Below are 15,736 nucleotides of genomic sequence, written 5' to 3' on the forward strand. Positions count from 1 at the left end.
GCGCCGGCGCCGGCGAGCGGAACGCCTCGCCCGCAGACCGGCGGCCGCCCGCCGGACGCCGCCGCACGCGAGCGTCGCCCTCGCGACGCGTCACCAGCTCCGGCCGGACACTGGCGTGGACGCTGGCGTGTAGGTCCACCGGCTCCGGCGTCGCGGCCGCGAACACGCCGCGGGCGAGTTCGTCCGCCCGCGGTCGAGCCGCCGGGTCCGGCTCCATCCCGCGGTCCAGCAGCACCGCGAGGGCCGGGGGAACCGCCGGCACGAGGACCGGCAGGGGCGGCCGGTGCTGGGCCGGGCCGGGCACCCGCCCGGTGAGGCAGAACCAGGCGAGCGCCGCGAGCGCGTAGACGTCCGACGCCGGGCGCAGCCGGTCCGTGGCACCCACCCCGGGGTCCCGGAAACCGTCCGTGCCCGTTCCCGAGGCACCCGGCCGACCCGGGCGCGCCGCGAGCTCCCAGTCCGCGAGGACGGGCCGGCCGTCCACCGTGAACAGCACGTTGCCGGGACTGACGTCGCCGTGGGTCAGACCCGCCGCATGGCCCGCCGCCAGCAGCTGGGCCAGCGGGGTGATGATCGTCACCGTCTCCCCCGGGCTGAGCGGGCCGCGGGCGCCGATCACCTGGGCCAGGCTCCCGCCGGGCAGGTAGTCCATCAGCGTGACCCGGTGGTGGTGGCCCGGCACCGCGCAGGTGCCGACGAGCTCACCCCGCGACCGCACCAGGTGGTCCAGCCCGATCGGTCCGAGCGCATCCGCCGCCGCACCGAGCGCGCCCGGTCCGGGCGGGCCCGTCCCCGCCGGCCCCTCGAACGGCGCGACCAGCACCCGACCGGCCAGCAGCGTCCCGTCGTCGTCGCGACGCAGCAGCCACACCGCGGACGACGCGCCCTCGCCGAGCCGCCGTAGCACCGCGTGGCCGGGCACCTCGGGCGGCGCGTCCGCGACGCATCCCCCGCCGCCCGGCTGTTTCTGCTCATCCCGCTCCATCCCTGCAGTGTGCGCCGCCGCCGGGCCGCGCCGCTCGAGTTGTCCACAGGTCATCGGGCGCCGCGAGCACGGACCCGTCGGCGCACGCGACTAGGCTGAGGGCCATGACGTTGAGGTTCCCCTCTGCACGACTCGCCCCGGACTTCGTCGACTACCGCGAGGCCTGGGCCGAACAGCAACGGCTGCACCGTGCGGTCGCGGCCGGCGACCAGCCGAACACGGTGCTGCTGCTGGAGCATCCCCCCGTGTACACCGCGGGCAAACGCACGGAGCCGCAGGACTATCCCTACGACGGCACCGACGTCGTCACGGTGGATCGCGGTGGCCGGCTGACGTGGCACGGGCCCGGTCAGCTCATCGGCTATCCGATCCTGCGCCTGCCGCGGCCCCTCGACGTCGTCGCGTACGTCCGGGCCCTGGAGACCATCCTCATCGCGACGCTGCGCGAGGTCGGCGTCGAGGGCGTCACCGTGGAGGGCCGTTCCGGGGTGTGGCTGCCCGGCGACTCCCGCGGACCGGATCGCAAGATCGCCGCGATCGGCATCCGGGTGGCCGACGGCGTCACGATGCACGGCGTGGCCATCAACGCCAGCTGCGACCTGCGGCCCTTCGGCAAGATCGTGCCCTGCGGGATCGCCGATGCCTCCGTCACCTCCGTCCGGGAGGAGACCGGGCGTGAGGTGACGCCGGCCGATCTCGCCCCGATCTTCCAGGCCCAGCTGCTCGCCCACGAGGCCCTGCTCACCGGCCCGGGCGCCACCTCCGCCTCCGCATCCGCCCCCGAAGGAGCCCTGCTGTGACCATCGCCCCCGAGGGCCGCCGCCTGCTGCGGGTCGAGGCCCGCAACGCGCAGACGCCCATCGAGACCAAGCCCGCCTGGATCCGCACCACCGCGAAGACGGGTCCCGAGTACAGCGAGCTGAAGTCGCTCGTCCACTCGGAGGGCCTGCACACGGTGTGCGAGGAGGCCGGCTGCCCGAACATCTTCGAGTGCTGGGAGGACCGGGAGGCGACGTTCCTCATCGGCGGCGCCCAGTGCACCCGGCGCTGCGACTTCTGTCAGATCGACACCGGCAAGCCGGCCCGGCTGGACGTGCAGGAACCGCGCAAGGTCGCCGAGTCGGTGGCCCGGATGGGGCTGCGCTACGCGACGGTGACGGGCGTGGCCCGGGACGACCTGGCCGACGAGGGGTCCTGGTTGTACGCGGAGACGATCCGCGCGATCCACGCCATGAACCCGGGCACCGGCGTCGAGATCCTCATCCCGGACTTCACCGGGCACACCGAGCACCTGGACGCCGTGATCGACGCCGCGCCCGAGGTATTCGCGCACAACGTCGAGACGGTGCCGCGCATCTTCAAGCGGATCCGCCCGGCGTTCCGCTACGACCGTTCCCTCCGCGTGCTGACCCGCGGCCGGGAGCGGGGCATGGTGACCAAGTCGAACCTCATCCTCGGGATGGGTGAGACCCGCGAGGAGGTCTCGCAGGCCCTGCGGGACCTGCACGACGCCGGGTGCGACCTCATCACCATCACCCAGTACCTGCGGCCCTCGCCGCGGCACCACCCCGTGGAGCGCTGGGTCAAGCCCCAGGAGTTCGTGGAGCTGCGGGACGAGGCCGAGCAGATCGGCTTCCTCGGCGTCATGAGCGGCCCGCTGGTGCGCTCCAGCTACCGCGCCGGCCGGCTCTGGGCCACCGCCATGCGGAAGAAGGGTATGACCATCCCCCCGGAGCTCGCACACATCGGCGAATCCGGCTCCACGCTGCAGGAGGCCGCGAGCGTGCTCTCGCGCGTGAGCTGACTCCCCTTCCGGCACCGGTGACGCGGTCGATCCCTGCGGGGGTCGGCCGCGTCGTCGTGTGCGGTCACGATTTCGCGGAGCGCTGATTGTCCCGGTTTCCGTGACGTGGCCCACGTCTACCCATTGACTTGATCGTGGCCCCGGGAAAGGATCGGAAGCGGACTTAGCAGCGGGCCCGGGCGATCGGGTCCGCGGGCTGGGTGATCGCAGGCGGCTGAGAACCAGCCGCCGGTACAGGAAGGAAGCACCTCCATGAGCACGAATCTCTCGATCGAACAGCTGCAGAGTGCGACCGTCATCGACCAGGACGGCGACAAGATCGGCGACGTCGGCCAGGTCTACGTCGACGACGCCACCGGCGACCCTAGCTGGGTCACCGTCCGGACGGGGCTGTTCGGCACGAAGGAGACCTTCATCCCCCTCGACCGGGCGCAGAGCGACGCGAACGGTGTGCGGGTGCCCTACGAGAAGAAGTTCGTCAAGGACGCACCCAACATGAACGAGGACGAGCATCTCTCCCCCGAGCAGGAGGCCGAGCTCTACCGCTACTACGGCCTCGACGCGGGCACCGGCAGCGACGCCGGGCGGGACACGGGCCGCAGCGGAACCGCGGGCGTCGGCACCGGTACCGCGGCGGGCACGGCCAGCGATCGCACCGGGACCGAGGGCGAGTACACCGACATCGATCGCGACGGCACGCGGGCCGGGCTCACCGACACGGGTGACACCACCGGCACCGCCGGATACGCCAGCCCCGGCACCGGCCGCCTGGACGACGGCCGCACGACCGGCACCTCCGGCGTGGACGCGGACGCGGTCGGCACCTCCGGGTACACCGCCGACCTGCGCGATCCCGACACCGCCACGACCGGCACGGCCACGACGGCGGGTACCGCCGGCCTCGCCGAGACCGACCGGGCCGGGCACGACGACCTCGGCGACGAGTCGATCGTCCGCCGCGAGGAGCGGCTCCGGGTCGGCACCGAGACCCGCGAGACCGGCCGGCTCCGGTTGCGCAAGCACGTCGTGACCGAGAACCAGACGGTGACCGTGCCCGTCGAGCGCGAGGAGGTCACGATCGAGCGTGAGCCCATCGCCGACGGCGAGTCGCACACCGGTGGCACGATCGGCACGGACGAGGAGCAGACCATCACGCTGACCGAAGAGGTGCCCGTCGTGGAGAAGGAGGTCGTGGACGCGGAGCGCATCAACGTCCACCGCGACACGGTCCAGGACGAGCAGTCCGTCTCCGGGGAGATCCGCAAGGAGGAGATCGACGTCGACCAGGACGGCACCACCGGCCTGACGGACGCCGACCGGACCGGCACCCGTCGACCGGACACCGACCGGTACTGATCCGTTCCACCCGCGATGCGGGGCCGTGCTCGTCCGAGCACGGCCCCGCTGCGTGTGTGCGGCCGGGGGCCGGGGTGCCGGCCGGACGCTGACGGGCACGGGCCCGAGTGGCGTGAACTAGGATGGAGACGCTCCCGACCCGCGATCGAGGTACTGAACCGTGTCCACATCCCCGCAGCCGAAGAAGCGCCGGTTCGGCCGCAAGCCCGCCGATGCCCCGAAGAAGCCGGGCCGCTTCGCCCAGATGAAGCAGGTCTTCACCATGACCCGCCGTCACGACCCGATGGTCGTGTGGGTGATGCTCGCCGTGTTCCTCGGGGTGATCGCTCTCGCCCTCGTCGTCGGCCTGCTGATCAACAACATCGTCACCATGGTGATCATCGGCATCCCGCTGGGCGTGCTCGCCGCCCTCGTGGTGCTCTCCCGCAAGGCCGAACGCGCGGCGTTCGGGCAGATCGAGGGCCAGCCCGGGGCGGCCGGCGCCGCGCTGAGCACCCTGAAGCGGGGCTGGATCGTCGAGGAGCAGCCGGTCGCCGTGGACCCGCGCACGAAGGACACCGTGTTCCGGGTGGTCGGCCGTCCCGGTATCGTGCTCGTCACCGAGGGGCCCTCGCACCGGGCCCGCCGGTTGGCCGGCACCGAGCAGAAGCGGCTCACGCGACTCCTGCCGAACGTCGCGGTCCATGTCATCGAGACGGGACGGGAGGAGGGGCAGGTGCCCCTGCCCAAGGTGTCCCGCGCCATCACGAAGCTCAAGCCGCAGTTGACGCGCCAGGAGGTCGGCGCCGTCGGCAAGCGGCTCTCCTCGCTCGCCCCCCGGCTGCCCATTCCCAAGGGCATCGACCCCACCCGAGCGCGGCCGGACCGGCGCGCCCTGCGCGGCCGCTGACGACCGGCACCCCCAACGACGAAGGGGCGGGACCACCTCGATGGTGGTCCCGCCCCTTCCGCGTCGGGTGAGGATGCGCGCGTCTCAGAGGCGGACGAGGATCGTACCCGCCGCACGGTCGTGCAGACCGCGCTGGTCCTGGTCGTTGATCAGGGCCGGCACCACGAGCAGGAGCATCACGGTGCGCAACGCCGCCCTGGCCAGCCCGGGGGCGGTGCCGTCGAGGCGCTGGAGCCGGATGCCGAGCAGGCGGTGACCGACGGCGAACCCGGCGGTGCCGAGCAGCAGCACCTGCTCGACCGCGAAGATCGCGAGGATGACGGCGTTCTGGCCGCCGGCGAAGGCCGCGGCGATCAGATAGCACAGGCCCCAGTCGATGAACAGGGCCACGATGCGACGGCCGAGCCGGGCCACGGACCCGGGTCCGCGCTCCGGGGCGCCGAGCTGGTGCCCCGGAAAGGTCGAGGGACGTGGCGGCCCCTCCAGCCACGACCCGATGTCCCTGCGTTCGACCACGGATCCAGCCTACCGCCGACCCCGGCGCCCCCCGGCGCCCCCCGGACCCGCCGGCCCAGACGGATCCGCGCGACGGCGGCCCGCGTTACGTGCCCGAAACATCGGTGACACGTCGGGGCAAATCGGCGCCCGTAGGGTGGAGGCCAACGGCAGGACCCCACTACCCCGGCGGCGGTGGCGGCCCCGCATCGCAGCGCGTTCCGTTCACGCGCCGACACCCACACCCCAGCAGAGGGAGCACGGTAGATGTTCACCAGCGCCAGCGAAGTCCTGAGCTTCATCAAGGAGGAGGACGTCAAGTTCGTCGACGTCCGCTTCACCGACATGCCCGGGGTGCAGCAGCACTTCAACGTGCCGGCCGACACGGTCGACGAGGATTTCTTCGTCAACGGCCAGCTGTTCGACGGCTCCTCCATCCGGGGGTTCCAGGGCATCGCCGAGTCGGACATGCAGCTCATCCCGGACCCGGCCACGGCGTTCATCGACCCGTTCCGCGTCGAGAAGACGCTCGCGTTGAACTTCTCCATCGTCAACCCGCGCACCGGGGAGCCCTACCACCGGGACCCGCGCGGCGTCGCCCAGCGCGCCGAGGCCTACCTGGCCTCCACCGGCATCGCCGACACCGCGTTCTTCGCTCCCGAGGCCGAGTTCTACGTCTTCGACGACGTCCGGTTCGAGAGCACGCCCGGGTCCTCCTCCTACCGGATCGACTCCGAGGAGGCGCCCTGGAACAGCAACCGCGCCGAGGAAGGCGGCAACCTCGGCTACAAGACGCCGTTCAAGGGTGGGTACTTCCCGGTCGCCCCGACCGACCACCAGGCCGACCTGCGCGACGCCATGTGCATCGAGCTCGGCAAGGCCGGTCTGAAGGTCGAGCGCTCCCACCACGAGGTCGGCGCGGCCGGCCAGGCGGAGATCAACTACACCTTCACGACGCTGCTGCACGCCGCCGACGACCTGCAGAAGTTCAAGTACATCATCAAGAACACCGGCTGGGCCTACGGCAAGTCCGTGACCTTCATGCCCAAGCCGATCTTCGGTGACAACGGCTCGGGCATGCACTGCCACCAGTCGCTGTGGAACGGCGGCGAGCCGCTCTTCTACGACGAGACCGGGTACGCCGGCCTGTCGGACCTCGCCCGCTGGTACATCGGCGGCCTGCTGCAACACTCCGCCGCGGTCCTCGCGTTCACCAACCCGACGGTCAACAGCTACCGCCGCCTGGTCAAGGGCTTCGAGGCGCCGGTGAACATGGTGTACTCGCAGGGCAACCGCTCCGCCGGTATCCGCATCCCGATCACCGGCTCGAACCCGAAGGCCAAGCGCATCGAGTTCCGCGCGCCGGACCCGTCGGGCAACCCGTACCTGGGCTTCGCCGCGCAGCTGATGGCCGGCCTGGACGGCATCAAGAACCGGATCGAGCCCCCGGCCCCGATCGACAAGGACCTCTACGAGCTGCCGCCCGAGGAGGCCAAGGACATCCCGAAGGCGCCCGGCTCGCTCGAGGAGGCCCTGCTCGCCCTCGAGGCCGACAACGAGTTCCTGCAGGCCGGTGACGTGTTCACCCAGGACCTCATCGACAGCTGGATCGCGTACAAGCGCGAGGTCGAGATCCTCCCCCTGGCCGCCCGCCCGAACCCGTACGAGTTCGAGCTGTACTACGGGGTCTGAGCACCACCGCTGACACGGACGAGGGCCGCACACCGACCGGTGTGCGGCCCTCGTCGTCGGCTGGCTCAGCTCTTCCCGTATTTCTTGTGCACGGCCTGCTTGCTGACGCCGAGGGAGACGGCGATCATCTCCCACGTCATCCCCTGCAGGCGCGCGCGGCGCACCAGCGCCGCCTCGGTGCGGTCCAGCTCCCTCCGCGCCTCCGCGGCGGCGAACAACGCGTTCGTCGGGTTCCCGTCGTCGCCCATCGAGTCCACCAGCGTCCTCAATCGCTCCACCTCCATGCCGTCAACGCTAGTTGACGGCAGCTGCAGGAGTCAACCATCGTTGACGACGCGCGGGCGTACGCTCGTGCCGTGGATCCCTCCCTGGCGACCTACTTGGACGAGCTGCATCGCGCCGTGACCGTGCACGACGCCGCGCTCGAGGACCGCCTGCTGCGCTACCGCTGCCTCGAGCCGGACTCGGCGGCGGTGCTGGCCGCCCTGGTCCGTAGTGCCCGCGCCCGGCAGGTGCTCGAGATCGGCACCTCGATCGGTTACTCCACCCTGTGGCTGGCCGACGCCGTCCGCGCCACCGGCGGAGGGGTGACCAGCCTCGACGTCGACGCCGAGCGCACGGAGGCGGCTCGCGAGCATCTGCAGCGCACCGGGCTCGCCGACCGGGTGGATCTGGTGACCGCCGACGCCGGGGCGTGGCTGCGGCGCGAGTCCGGCCCCTGGGACCTCGTCCTGCTGGACGCCGAGCGACCCGCCTACGTCGACTACTGGACGCTCCTGCACGCCGGGCTGCGCCCCGACGGCGGGACGCTCGTCGTCGACAACGTGCTCTCCCACGCCGACCAGGTGAGGCCCTTCCGGGCGCTGGTGGACGCCACCCCGGGCGTGGTGCAGGCCGTGGTGCCGACCGGTGCCGGGCTGCTCGTCGTCGTGCGGGATGCCGGCACCGTGGACGATCCGGCTCACTCCCCGTAGAAGCGCCGTTCGAAGATCGCGCGCGCCCGCCGCGTGAGCCGCAGGTAGTCCTCCTCCAGGCGCGCCGCCGAGCCGGGCGGGTAGCCGCACCAGCGGGCCACGGCCTCCAGCGCCCGACGATCGGCGGGCAGCACGTCGGACGGCCGGCCGGTCCAGATGATCGTGCCGCAGCGGACACGGCTGGCCAGGGTCCAGCTCTCCTCGAGCACGGCCGCCTCGTCGTGCGGCAGCAGGTCCGCCTCCGCCGCCGCGTGCAGGGCGTCGAGGGTCGACGTCGTGCGCAGCCCCTCGATCCGCGCCGCTTGCTGCAGCTGCAGCAACTGGACCAGCCACTCGACGTCGCTCAGCCCCCCGCGGCCGAGCTTGACGTGCCGGGACGGATCGGCGCCGCGCGGCAGCCGCTCGGCCTCGACCCTCGCCTTGATCCGGCGGATCTCCCGCACGGCCGACGCGTCGAACCGCGACGGATAGCGGACGGGATCGACGAGGTCGACGAACCTGCCGGCCAGACCGTCGTCCCCGGCCAGTGGGCGCGCCCGCAGCAGCGCCTGCGCCTCCCACGTGTCGGCCCAGCGCTGGTAGTACTCCCGGTAGGAGGACAGGGTGCGCACCATCGGACCCTGCCGGCCCTCGGGGCGCAGCGCGGCGTCCAGGATGAGCGGTCGCTCGGCGAGCACCGGCGGGGTGCACCGCTGCTGGAGCAGGGCGCCGATCCGGGCGACGATGGCCTCGGCGGCCCGGCGTGCCTCCCCCGGGTCGGCGCCGGGTCGCGGGTCGTGCACGTACAGCACGTCCATGTCCGACCCGTAGCCGATCTCGCGCCCGCCCTGCCGCCCCATGCCGACGACGAGCAGGTCGGTCGGGGGGTCGCGCCGGTCGGCCGGATCACCGAAGACCTCGCGTTCGGCCACGTGCAGCGCGCCGAGCACCGCGGCCCGGTCCGCGTCCGCCAGGGACCGGCCGACGGCCTCCTGGTCCAGCAGCCCGCAGGCGTCCATGACGGCCGTGCGCAGGATCTCCCGCCGCCGGGTCAGCCGCACCAGGCGCATCTGCGCGTCGGCCCCGGCATGCCGGGACATCTTGGAGCGGATCTCCGCCCACTGCGCCGCGAACGGGACGGGCACGAGCTCCTCGTCGTGGCCGAACCACGCCACCGCCTCCGGCTCGACCTCGAGCAGGTCGGTGATCAGCCGGGAGCTGGAGAGCACGTGGCAGAGCCGCTCCGCGGCCGAGCTGGAGTCCCGGAGCAGGCCCAGGTACCAGGGGCTGGTGCCCAGTGCCTCGGACACGCGACGGAAGCCGAGCAGCCCGGCATCCGGGTCGACGCCGTCGGCGAGCCAGCCCAGCAGCACCGGCAGCAGCTGCCGCTGCAGGGCCGCCCGGCGGCTGACCCCGGCCGTCAGCGCCTCGATGTGGCGCATCGCCCCCCGCGGATCCCCGTATCCGAGCGCCGCCAGTCGGGCCTGCGCCGCCTCCGGGCTGAGTCGAACGTCGTCGGCGCTCAGGTGCGCCGCGGTGTTGAGCAGCGGCCGGTAGAAGATCCGCTCGTGCAGCGCCCGCACGTCCCGCTTGATGTGCGCCCACTCGTGCATCAGCGCCTCGGCCGCGGGCCGGAGCGGCTCGTCGGGCGCGAGCAGCGCCTTGGCGAGCGCCCGACGGGCGTGGTCGCCGTCGGGCATCAGGTGGGTGCGGCGCAGCCTGACCAGCTGGATCCGATGCTCCATCAGCCGGAGGAACCGGTAGTGGTGGCCCATCTGCCGGGCATCCGCGCGCCCGACGTATCCCGCGGCGGCCAGGGCGTCGATCGCCGCCGTGGTGGTGGGCACCCGCACCGACTCGTCGACCTTGCCGTGCACGAGCTGGAGGAGCTGGATGCTGAACTCGACGTCGCGCAGTCCCCCGGCCCCGAGCTTGATCTGCCGGTCCCGATCCCGCGCCGGGATGTTCTCACCGACCCGGCGGCGCATCGCCTGGACCGACTCGACGAAGCCCTCCCGCTCGCTGCTGGCCCACACCAGCGGGGCCAGCGCGGCGATGTACCGCTCGCCCAGCGCCAGGTCGCCGGCGGCGGGCCGGGCCTTGAGCAGCGCCTGGAACTCCCAGTTCTGCGCCCAGCGCTGGTAGTAGGCCAGGTGGGACGCCAGCGTCCGCACGAGCGGGCCCTCCCGGCCCTCCGGCCGCAGGTTCGCGTCCACCTCCCACAGCGGGGGCTCCGGTGCGGAGGCCGAGATGACGCGGGCGACGCCGGCGGCCAGGGCCGTGCCGATGGCGACGGCCTTCTCGTCCGGCAGGGCCGGGGCGTCGGCATCGTCGGCCGTGTCGATGACGTGGATGACGTCGACGTCGGACACATAGTTCAGCTCCCGGGCCCCGCACTTGCCCATCGCGATGACGCACAGCCGCACCGCGGCGATCTCCGCCGGGTCGTGCACCGTGGCGGCTTCCGCCCGGGCGACGGCGAGCGCGGCGTCCAGGGCGGCCGACGCGAGGTCCGCGAGCTCGGCGCCGACGGCCGGCAGGTAGGCGAGCGGGTCGAGGGCGCACACGTCCCGGATGGCCAGGTCGGCCAGCAGCCGCCGGTACGCGACCCGCAGCGCCACCCAGGCGTCGGGGCCGGAGCGGCCCGCCACCGGGATCGGCGCGTCCGGGTCGGCGTCAACGGCGCTGAGCAGGTCCGCCCGCAGGCGCGCGGCGGGCACGGCCTCGGGTTCCGGGTCGAGCCGGGTGGTGAGCAGGTCGAGGTGCTCGGGGCGGCGCATCAGGAACTCGGCGAGCGCCTCGGAGGCTCCGAGCAGCCGGAACAGCGGCAGGGTCGCCGGCTCGGGTTCGTCCAGCAGGCTGCGCAGCTGCGGGCGCAGGGCCAGCAGCCGGACGAGCGACTGCAGCGCCAGGTCCGGGTCGGCGGCATGGGCCAGATCGGCCAGCAGCCGCTCCCGGTCGACCGAGGCCAGCTCCGGCGCATCGAGGAACCGGGCGGACTTCTCCAGGTCGGCGAAGCCGCCGCTGATCAGTTGCCGGGTCAGGCTCATCGCGGTCCTCAGAGCACGCTCAGGTGCCGCTCCAGCTCCCAGCCGGTCACCTTGCGCCGGTACTCGTTCCACTCCTCGCGCTTGTTCCGCAGGAAGTGCTCGAACACCTGCTCACCGAGGATCTCGGCGACCAGCTCGGAGTCCTCCATGGAGCGGATCGCGTCGTGCAGGCTCGAGGGCAGCGGGTCGTGGCCCAGCACGCGTCGCTCGGCACTGCTGAGCGCGGAGATGTCCTCCTCGGCGGCGGGGGGCAGCTCGTACCCCTCCTCGATGCCCTTCAGGCCGGCCCCGAGGATGCACGCGTAGGCCAGGTAGGGGTTGGCCGCCGAATCCATGCCGCGGTACTCGACCCGCGCGGCCTGCCCCTTCTCCGGCTTGTACAGCGGGATCCGGATCAACGCGGAGCGGTTGTTGTGTCCCCACGAGAGGTAGCTGGGGGCCTCGCCGCCGCCCCACAGCCGCTTGTAGGAGTTCACGTACTGGTTGGTCACGGCGGTGAACTCCGGCGCGTGGCGCAACACCCCGGCCATGAACTGGCGGCCCGTGCGGGAGAGCTGGAACTGGGCCCCGGCCTCGTAGAACGCGTTGGAGTCGCCCTCGAACAGCGAGAAGTGCGTGTGCATGCCCGAGCCCGGGTGATCCGAGAACGGCTTGGGCATGAAGGTCGCGTAGGTGCCGCTCATCAGGGCGACCTCCTTGACGACGGTGCGGAAGGTCATGATGTTGTCCGCGGTCTGCAGGGCGTCGGCGTACCGGAGGTCGATCTCGTTCTGCCCCGGCCCCGCCTCGTGGTGGCTGAACTCCACGGAGATGCCGACCGACTCCAGCATGGTCACCGCGGTGCGGCGGAAGTCCTGGGCGACGCCACCGGGAACGTGGTCGAAGTATCCCGCCCGATCCACGGGCACCGGCTCGCCGTCGGGCCCCACCTGGTCCGACTCCAGCAGGTAGAACTCCGCCTCGGGGTGGGTGTAGCAGGTGAACCCCAGATCGGCGGCCTTCGCGAGCGCCCGCTTGAGCACGTGCCGCGGGTCGGCCGCGGACGGCTCGCGGTCGGAGGTGCGGATGTCGCAGAACATCCGCGACGTCTTCTCCGTCTCCCCGCGCCACGGCAGGATCTGGAACGTCGAGGGGTCCGGCACCAGCAGCATGTCCGACTCGTAGATCCGGGCCAGGCCCTCGATCGAGGATCCGTCGAAACCGAGCCCCTCGTCGAACGCGCCCTCCACCTCGGCCGGAGCGAGCGCCACCGACTTCAGCGTGCCGACGACGTCGGTGAACCACAGCCGGACGAAGCGCACGTCCCGCTCCTCGATCGTTCTCAAGACGAATTCCTGCTGGCGGTCCATCGGGCCCTTCCCTGACGACGACGGGCGGTCGGTGTCACTCTACTGGGCGGGTCCGGCGGTGACGTCGCCGCGCGGGGGCCTCAGTCCTCGTCGCCGGCCTCCCAGGCGTCGTTGTTGGCCTTGACCTTCGCCAGCGCCTGCTGCGCCTCCGCCTCCGTCTCGTACGGGCCGAGCAGCTGGGTGTAGTCGGACTGCGCGCCCTTCTCCACCTGGTGGGTGTTGACGTTGTACCAGTAGTCGGCCATGGCGGTCTCCTCTCACGGCGGACCGGCATCCGCGGTCCGGGACTCCATGCTAGGCCCCGGGAATATCCCGGCGGCGGCGGTGTTGAGACCATTGATACAAATTTGAAATAAACACCGACACCTCAGGAGCGGTCATGCAGTTCGGCATCTTCACCATCGGCGACATCACCCCCGACCCCACCACCGGGAAGTCCCCGACCGAGCACCAGCGGATCAAGGACACCGTGAGGATCGCGAAGCACGCCGAGCAGGCCGGCTTCGAGGTGTTCGCCACCGGACAGCACCACAACCCGCCGTTCGTCGCGCCGGGCAACCCGCCGACGCTGTTGGCCTACCTGGCGGCGCAGACCTCCACGCTCACCCTATCCACGGCGACCACGCTGATCACCACCATGGACCCGGTACGCCTGGCCGAGGACTACTCCTACCTGCAGCACCTGGCCGACGGGCGCGTGGACCTGACCATGGGCCGCGGCAACACCGGACCGGTCTACCCCTGGTTCGGCAAGGACATCCGCCAGGGCATCGCCCTGGCCGTGGAGAACTACAACCTGCTGTACCGGCTCTGGCACGAGGAGCACGTCGACTGGAAGGGCCGGTTCCGCACCCCGCTGCAGGACTTCACGCTGACCCCGCAGCCGCTTGACGGCGTCGCCCCGTTCGTGTGGCACGGCTCGATCCGCTCCCCCGAGATCGCCGAGCAGGCCGCCTACTACGGTGACGGCTTCTTCCACAACAACATCTTCTGGAACAAGGAGCACATCATCGCGATGGTGCAGCTCTACCGCCAGCGGTACGAGGACTACGGGCACGGCAAGGCCCACCAGGCGTACGTCGGCCTCGGCGGTCAGGCGTTCATGGCGAAGAACTCGCAGGACGCCGTCAGCCGGTTCCGGCCGTACTTCGACAACGCCCCGGTCTACGGCCACGGCCCGTCGCTGGAGGACTTCTCGACGATGACGCCGCTGACCGTCGGCTCGCCGCAGCAGGTGATCGAGCGGACCCTGGGCTTCCGGGACTGGGTCGGCGACTACCAGCGGCAGATGTTCCTCATCGACCACGCGGGGCTGCCGACCGAGACCGTGCTCGAGCAGATCGACATCTTCGGCGAGGAGGTGCTGCCGGTGCTGCGCAAGGAGTTCGACGCCCTCAAGCCGGCCGACGTGCCCGAGGCCCCGACCCATGAGTTCCTGGTCGCCCGGCACGAGCGCGGCGAGGATCCGGTGCCCGGTGGCGCCGAGGGCTCGCAGGCCCGCAGGGACGCGCAGGAGCGTGCCGAGAAGGCCGCCGCGACCGCCGCGACGGGGGCGTGAGTCATGGACGAGATCCCCGACCTCACCGGTGTCGACGGCGGTTCCTTCCGGGGCGAGGCGACGGACCCCTTCACGCCCGGCGCCCGCCACCTCGTGGTGGTCTCCGGCGGGCTGGGCGACCCGTCGTCGTCCCGCCAGCTGGCCGACCGGATGGCGTCCGCCGCGGCGGACGCCCTGTCCGCCGCCGGCCTCGTGCCCGAGGTGCACGTCGTCGAGTTGCGCCTGATCGCCACGGACATCGCCGAGGCGATGGTCAACCCGTCCCGGTCCGCGGCGCTGCAGTCCGCGCTGGACGAGGTGGAGCAGGCGGACGCCGTCATCACGGTCTCCCCCACCTTCAAGGCCAGCTACTCGGGGCTGTTCAAGTCGTTCTGGGACCTGGTGGACAACGACGCGCTGCGCGGCGTGCCCGTGCTGCTCGGCGCCACGGGGGGCACGCCGCGGCACTCGCTGATGATCGACACCGCCCTGCGTCCCCTCTTCTCCTACCTGCGGACCCGGATCATGCCGTCCGCGGTGTACGCCGCGTCGGACGACTGGGGCGAGGTCGAGGGCGGCCAGGCGTCCGCCCGCACCGCTCCCCTGCAGGCCCGCATCGAGGTCGCCGGCCGGGAGCTGGCGTCCGTCGCCGGCCGGTTGCCGGCACGCCCGCGCCGGCACACCGGCGAGGCGAAGCCGCTGGAGGTGATCCCCTTTGACCAGCTTCTCGGCGGCGACCACTGACGAGCAGGACGCCGACCGGCCCCCGGCCGCGGTCCCGCGGGACGGCGGCCGCCCCCACGGCGGCACGTCCCGGAAGCGACGGGCCTGGCGGGCCTACTTCGAGGCCACGGCGCTGCTGCAGGACCGACTGGAGCGCTCCCTCCGGGAGGACGCCGGCCTGCACCTGGCCGACTACAACCTGCTGCTGCTGCTCGTCGAGGCCCCGGACCACCGGATGCGCATGGGCGAGCTGGCGGGCCGGATGGTGTTCTCCCCGTCGCGGCTCACCTACCAGGTGCGGGCGCTGGAGCGGCGGGGTCTGGTCGAGCGCTGCGCGGCACCGGGCGACCGGCGCGGCGCGGAGGCGGTGCTCACCGACGAGGGCCGCCAGCTGTTCCGGCGCGCGGCGGCGCTGCACGCCCGTGATGTCGACGCCCTGTTCCTCGGTCGGATCAGCGACCAGGAGGCCGCCGTGCTGCTCGGCGTCTTCTCCCGGCTGGGCGAGGAGCTGGACGACGTCGGCGAGGCGGACGCACGGCGGGACTGAGACCAGTCGGCTGGATCGCGCCGGTGCCCTCTGGCATGATGGAGCCGCCCGAGGCCGCAGCGATCCGGCCCGGGCGATCAAGGACTTCTTCACTCGAGGAGACGTGGATGCGACCGGGTCAGGAACCCACCGCTCCGGGACGCGAGGTGGCCGCCATGGCCTGCTGTGCGGCCCCGCTTCCGTCTACCCTCTCCCGCTGACCGGATCGACGCCGACGGCATCCAGGTCCCCCGGATCCCGGCAGTCCCACCCGGTCGCGGTTCTCTGCCGTGTGCGCACGGCCCGGTGCGTCACCGCCCGGGCGTCGTCGCCCCGGCCCCGGTAGACGGACACCCGCCCGTCCTCTCCTCCCACCG

Annotated in this window: 15 protein-coding genes; 9 read left to right on the forward strand and 6 right to left on the reverse strand. The window is 72.3% G+C overall.

Translation table 11 applies throughout. The annotated features are described in order from the left end of the window. A partial coding sequence (locus tag IEX22_RS10835; protein ID WP_438816623.1) for a protein kinase domain-containing protein occupies nucleotides 1–985 on the reverse strand: 985 nt, incomplete at its 3' end. 104 nt (nucleotides 986–1,089) lie between these two features. Between IEX22_RS10835 and lipB the strand changes: the two genes are divergently transcribed. The 4 genes from lipB (at nucleotide 1,090) to IEX22_RS10855 (ending at nucleotide 5,034) form a co-directional block, all read left to right on the forward strand. Then, entirely contained in the window at nucleotides 1,090–1,785 is a 696-nt protein-coding gene (gene lipB, locus IEX22_RS10840; RefSeq protein WP_188668428.1) for a lipoyl(octanoyl) transferase LipB, read from the forward strand. Then, the gene (gene lipA, locus IEX22_RS10845; protein ID WP_188668429.1) at nucleotides 1,782–2,789 is read left to right on the forward strand and encodes a lipoyl synthase; all 1,008 of its coding nucleotides are present in this window, start codon (nucleotides 1,782–1,784) and stop codon (nucleotides 2,787–2,789) included. The genes lipB and lipA overlap by 4 nt, the downstream gene beginning before the upstream one ends. A gap of 252 nt (nucleotides 2,790–3,041) precedes the next feature. Next, on the forward strand, nucleotides 3,042–4,145 hold the full coding sequence (locus tag IEX22_RS10850; protein ID WP_188668430.1) for a DUF2382 domain-containing protein: 1,104 nt from the start codon (nucleotides 3,042–3,044) through the stop codon (nucleotides 4,143–4,145). A gap of 160 nt (nucleotides 4,146–4,305) precedes the next feature. After that, complete coding sequence (locus IEX22_RS10855; RefSeq protein ID WP_229659960.1) at nucleotides 4,306–5,034, forward strand: DUF4191 domain-containing protein; 729 nt, start codon at nucleotides 4,306–4,308, stop codon at nucleotides 5,032–5,034. Between the two features lie 84 nt (nucleotides 5,035–5,118). Here IEX22_RS10855 and IEX22_RS10860 read toward each other — a convergent pair whose 3' ends face one another. Beyond that, complete coding sequence (locus IEX22_RS10860) at nucleotides 5,119–5,550, reverse strand: RDD family protein (RefSeq protein ID WP_188668431.1); 432 nt, start codon at nucleotides 5,548–5,550, stop codon at nucleotides 5,119–5,121. 246 nt (nucleotides 5,551–5,796) lie between these two features. Between IEX22_RS10860 and glnA (IEX22_RS10865) the strand changes: the two genes are divergently transcribed. After that, complete coding sequence (gene glnA, locus IEX22_RS10865; protein ID WP_188668432.1) at nucleotides 5,797–7,221, forward strand: type I glutamate--ammonia ligase; 1,425 nt, start codon at nucleotides 5,797–5,799, stop codon at nucleotides 7,219–7,221. Between the two features lie 65 nt (nucleotides 7,222–7,286). Here glnA (IEX22_RS10865) and IEX22_RS10870 read toward each other — a convergent pair whose 3' ends face one another. Then, on the reverse strand, nucleotides 7,287–7,505 hold the full coding sequence (locus IEX22_RS10870; protein ID WP_188668433.1) for an AsnC family protein: 219 nt from the start codon (nucleotides 7,503–7,505) through the stop codon (nucleotides 7,287–7,289). A gap of 72 nt (nucleotides 7,506–7,577) precedes the next feature. Here IEX22_RS10870 and IEX22_RS10875 point away from each other — a divergent pair, with 72 nt between their 5' ends. Then, nucleotides 7,578–8,195, forward strand: coding sequence for an O-methyltransferase (locus IEX22_RS10875; RefSeq protein WP_188668434.1), 618 nt, complete (start codon nucleotides 7,578–7,580; stop codon nucleotides 8,193–8,195). Here the strand turns inward: IEX22_RS10875 and IEX22_RS10880 are convergent. From IEX22_RS10880 to IEX22_RS10890, 3 genes are all read right to left on the reverse strand, one after another. Then, a complete protein-coding gene (locus IEX22_RS10880) occupies nucleotides 8,183–11,224 on the reverse strand; it encodes a bifunctional [glutamine synthetase] adenylyltransferase/[glutamine synthetase]-adenylyl-L-tyrosine phosphorylase (protein ID WP_188668435.1) in 3,042 nt (1,013 codons plus the stop codon). The genes IEX22_RS10875 and IEX22_RS10880 overlap by 13 nt on opposite strands. An 8-nt stretch (nucleotides 11,225–11,232) precedes the next feature. Next, entirely contained in the window at nucleotides 11,233–12,573 is a 1,341-nt protein-coding gene (glnA, locus tag IEX22_RS10885; protein ID WP_188668436.1) for a type I glutamate--ammonia ligase, read from the reverse strand. Nucleotides 12,574–12,653: 80 nt separating this feature from the next. Further along, nucleotides 12,654–12,818, reverse strand: coding sequence for an SPOR domain-containing protein (locus IEX22_RS10890; RefSeq protein WP_188668437.1), 165 nt, complete (start codon nucleotides 12,816–12,818; stop codon nucleotides 12,654–12,656). Nucleotides 12,819–12,952: 134 nt separating this feature from the next. Between IEX22_RS10890 and IEX22_RS10895 the strand changes: the two genes are divergently transcribed. Genes IEX22_RS10895 through IEX22_RS10905 form a run of 3 tightly spaced genes read left to right on the forward strand, consistent with a single transcriptional unit; the run spans nucleotide 12,953 to nucleotide 15,380 of the window. Continuing rightward, nucleotides 12,953–14,131 carry an LLM class flavin-dependent oxidoreductase gene (locus tag IEX22_RS10895; protein WP_188668438.1) on the forward strand — a complete coding sequence of 393 codons (1,179 nt, stop codon included), beginning with the start codon at nucleotides 12,953–12,955 and terminating at the stop codon, nucleotides 14,129–14,131. Nucleotides 14,132–14,134: 3 nt separating this feature from the next. Beyond that, complete coding sequence (locus IEX22_RS10900) at nucleotides 14,135–14,854, forward strand: CE1759 family FMN reductase (protein ID WP_188668439.1); 720 nt, start codon at nucleotides 14,135–14,137, stop codon at nucleotides 14,852–14,854. Further along, on the forward strand, nucleotides 14,826–15,380 hold the full coding sequence (locus IEX22_RS10905) for a MarR family winged helix-turn-helix transcriptional regulator (RefSeq protein WP_188668440.1): 555 nt from the start codon (nucleotides 14,826–14,828) through the stop codon (nucleotides 15,378–15,380). The genes IEX22_RS10900 and IEX22_RS10905 overlap by 29 nt, the downstream gene beginning before the upstream one ends. The last annotated feature ends 356 nt before the right edge of the window (nucleotides 15,381–15,736 follow it).

The organism is Tersicoccus solisilvae (assembly GCF_014643255.1).
Taxonomy (GTDB): domain Bacteria; phylum Actinomycetota; class Actinomycetes; order Actinomycetales; family Micrococcaceae; genus Tersicoccus; species Tersicoccus solisilvae.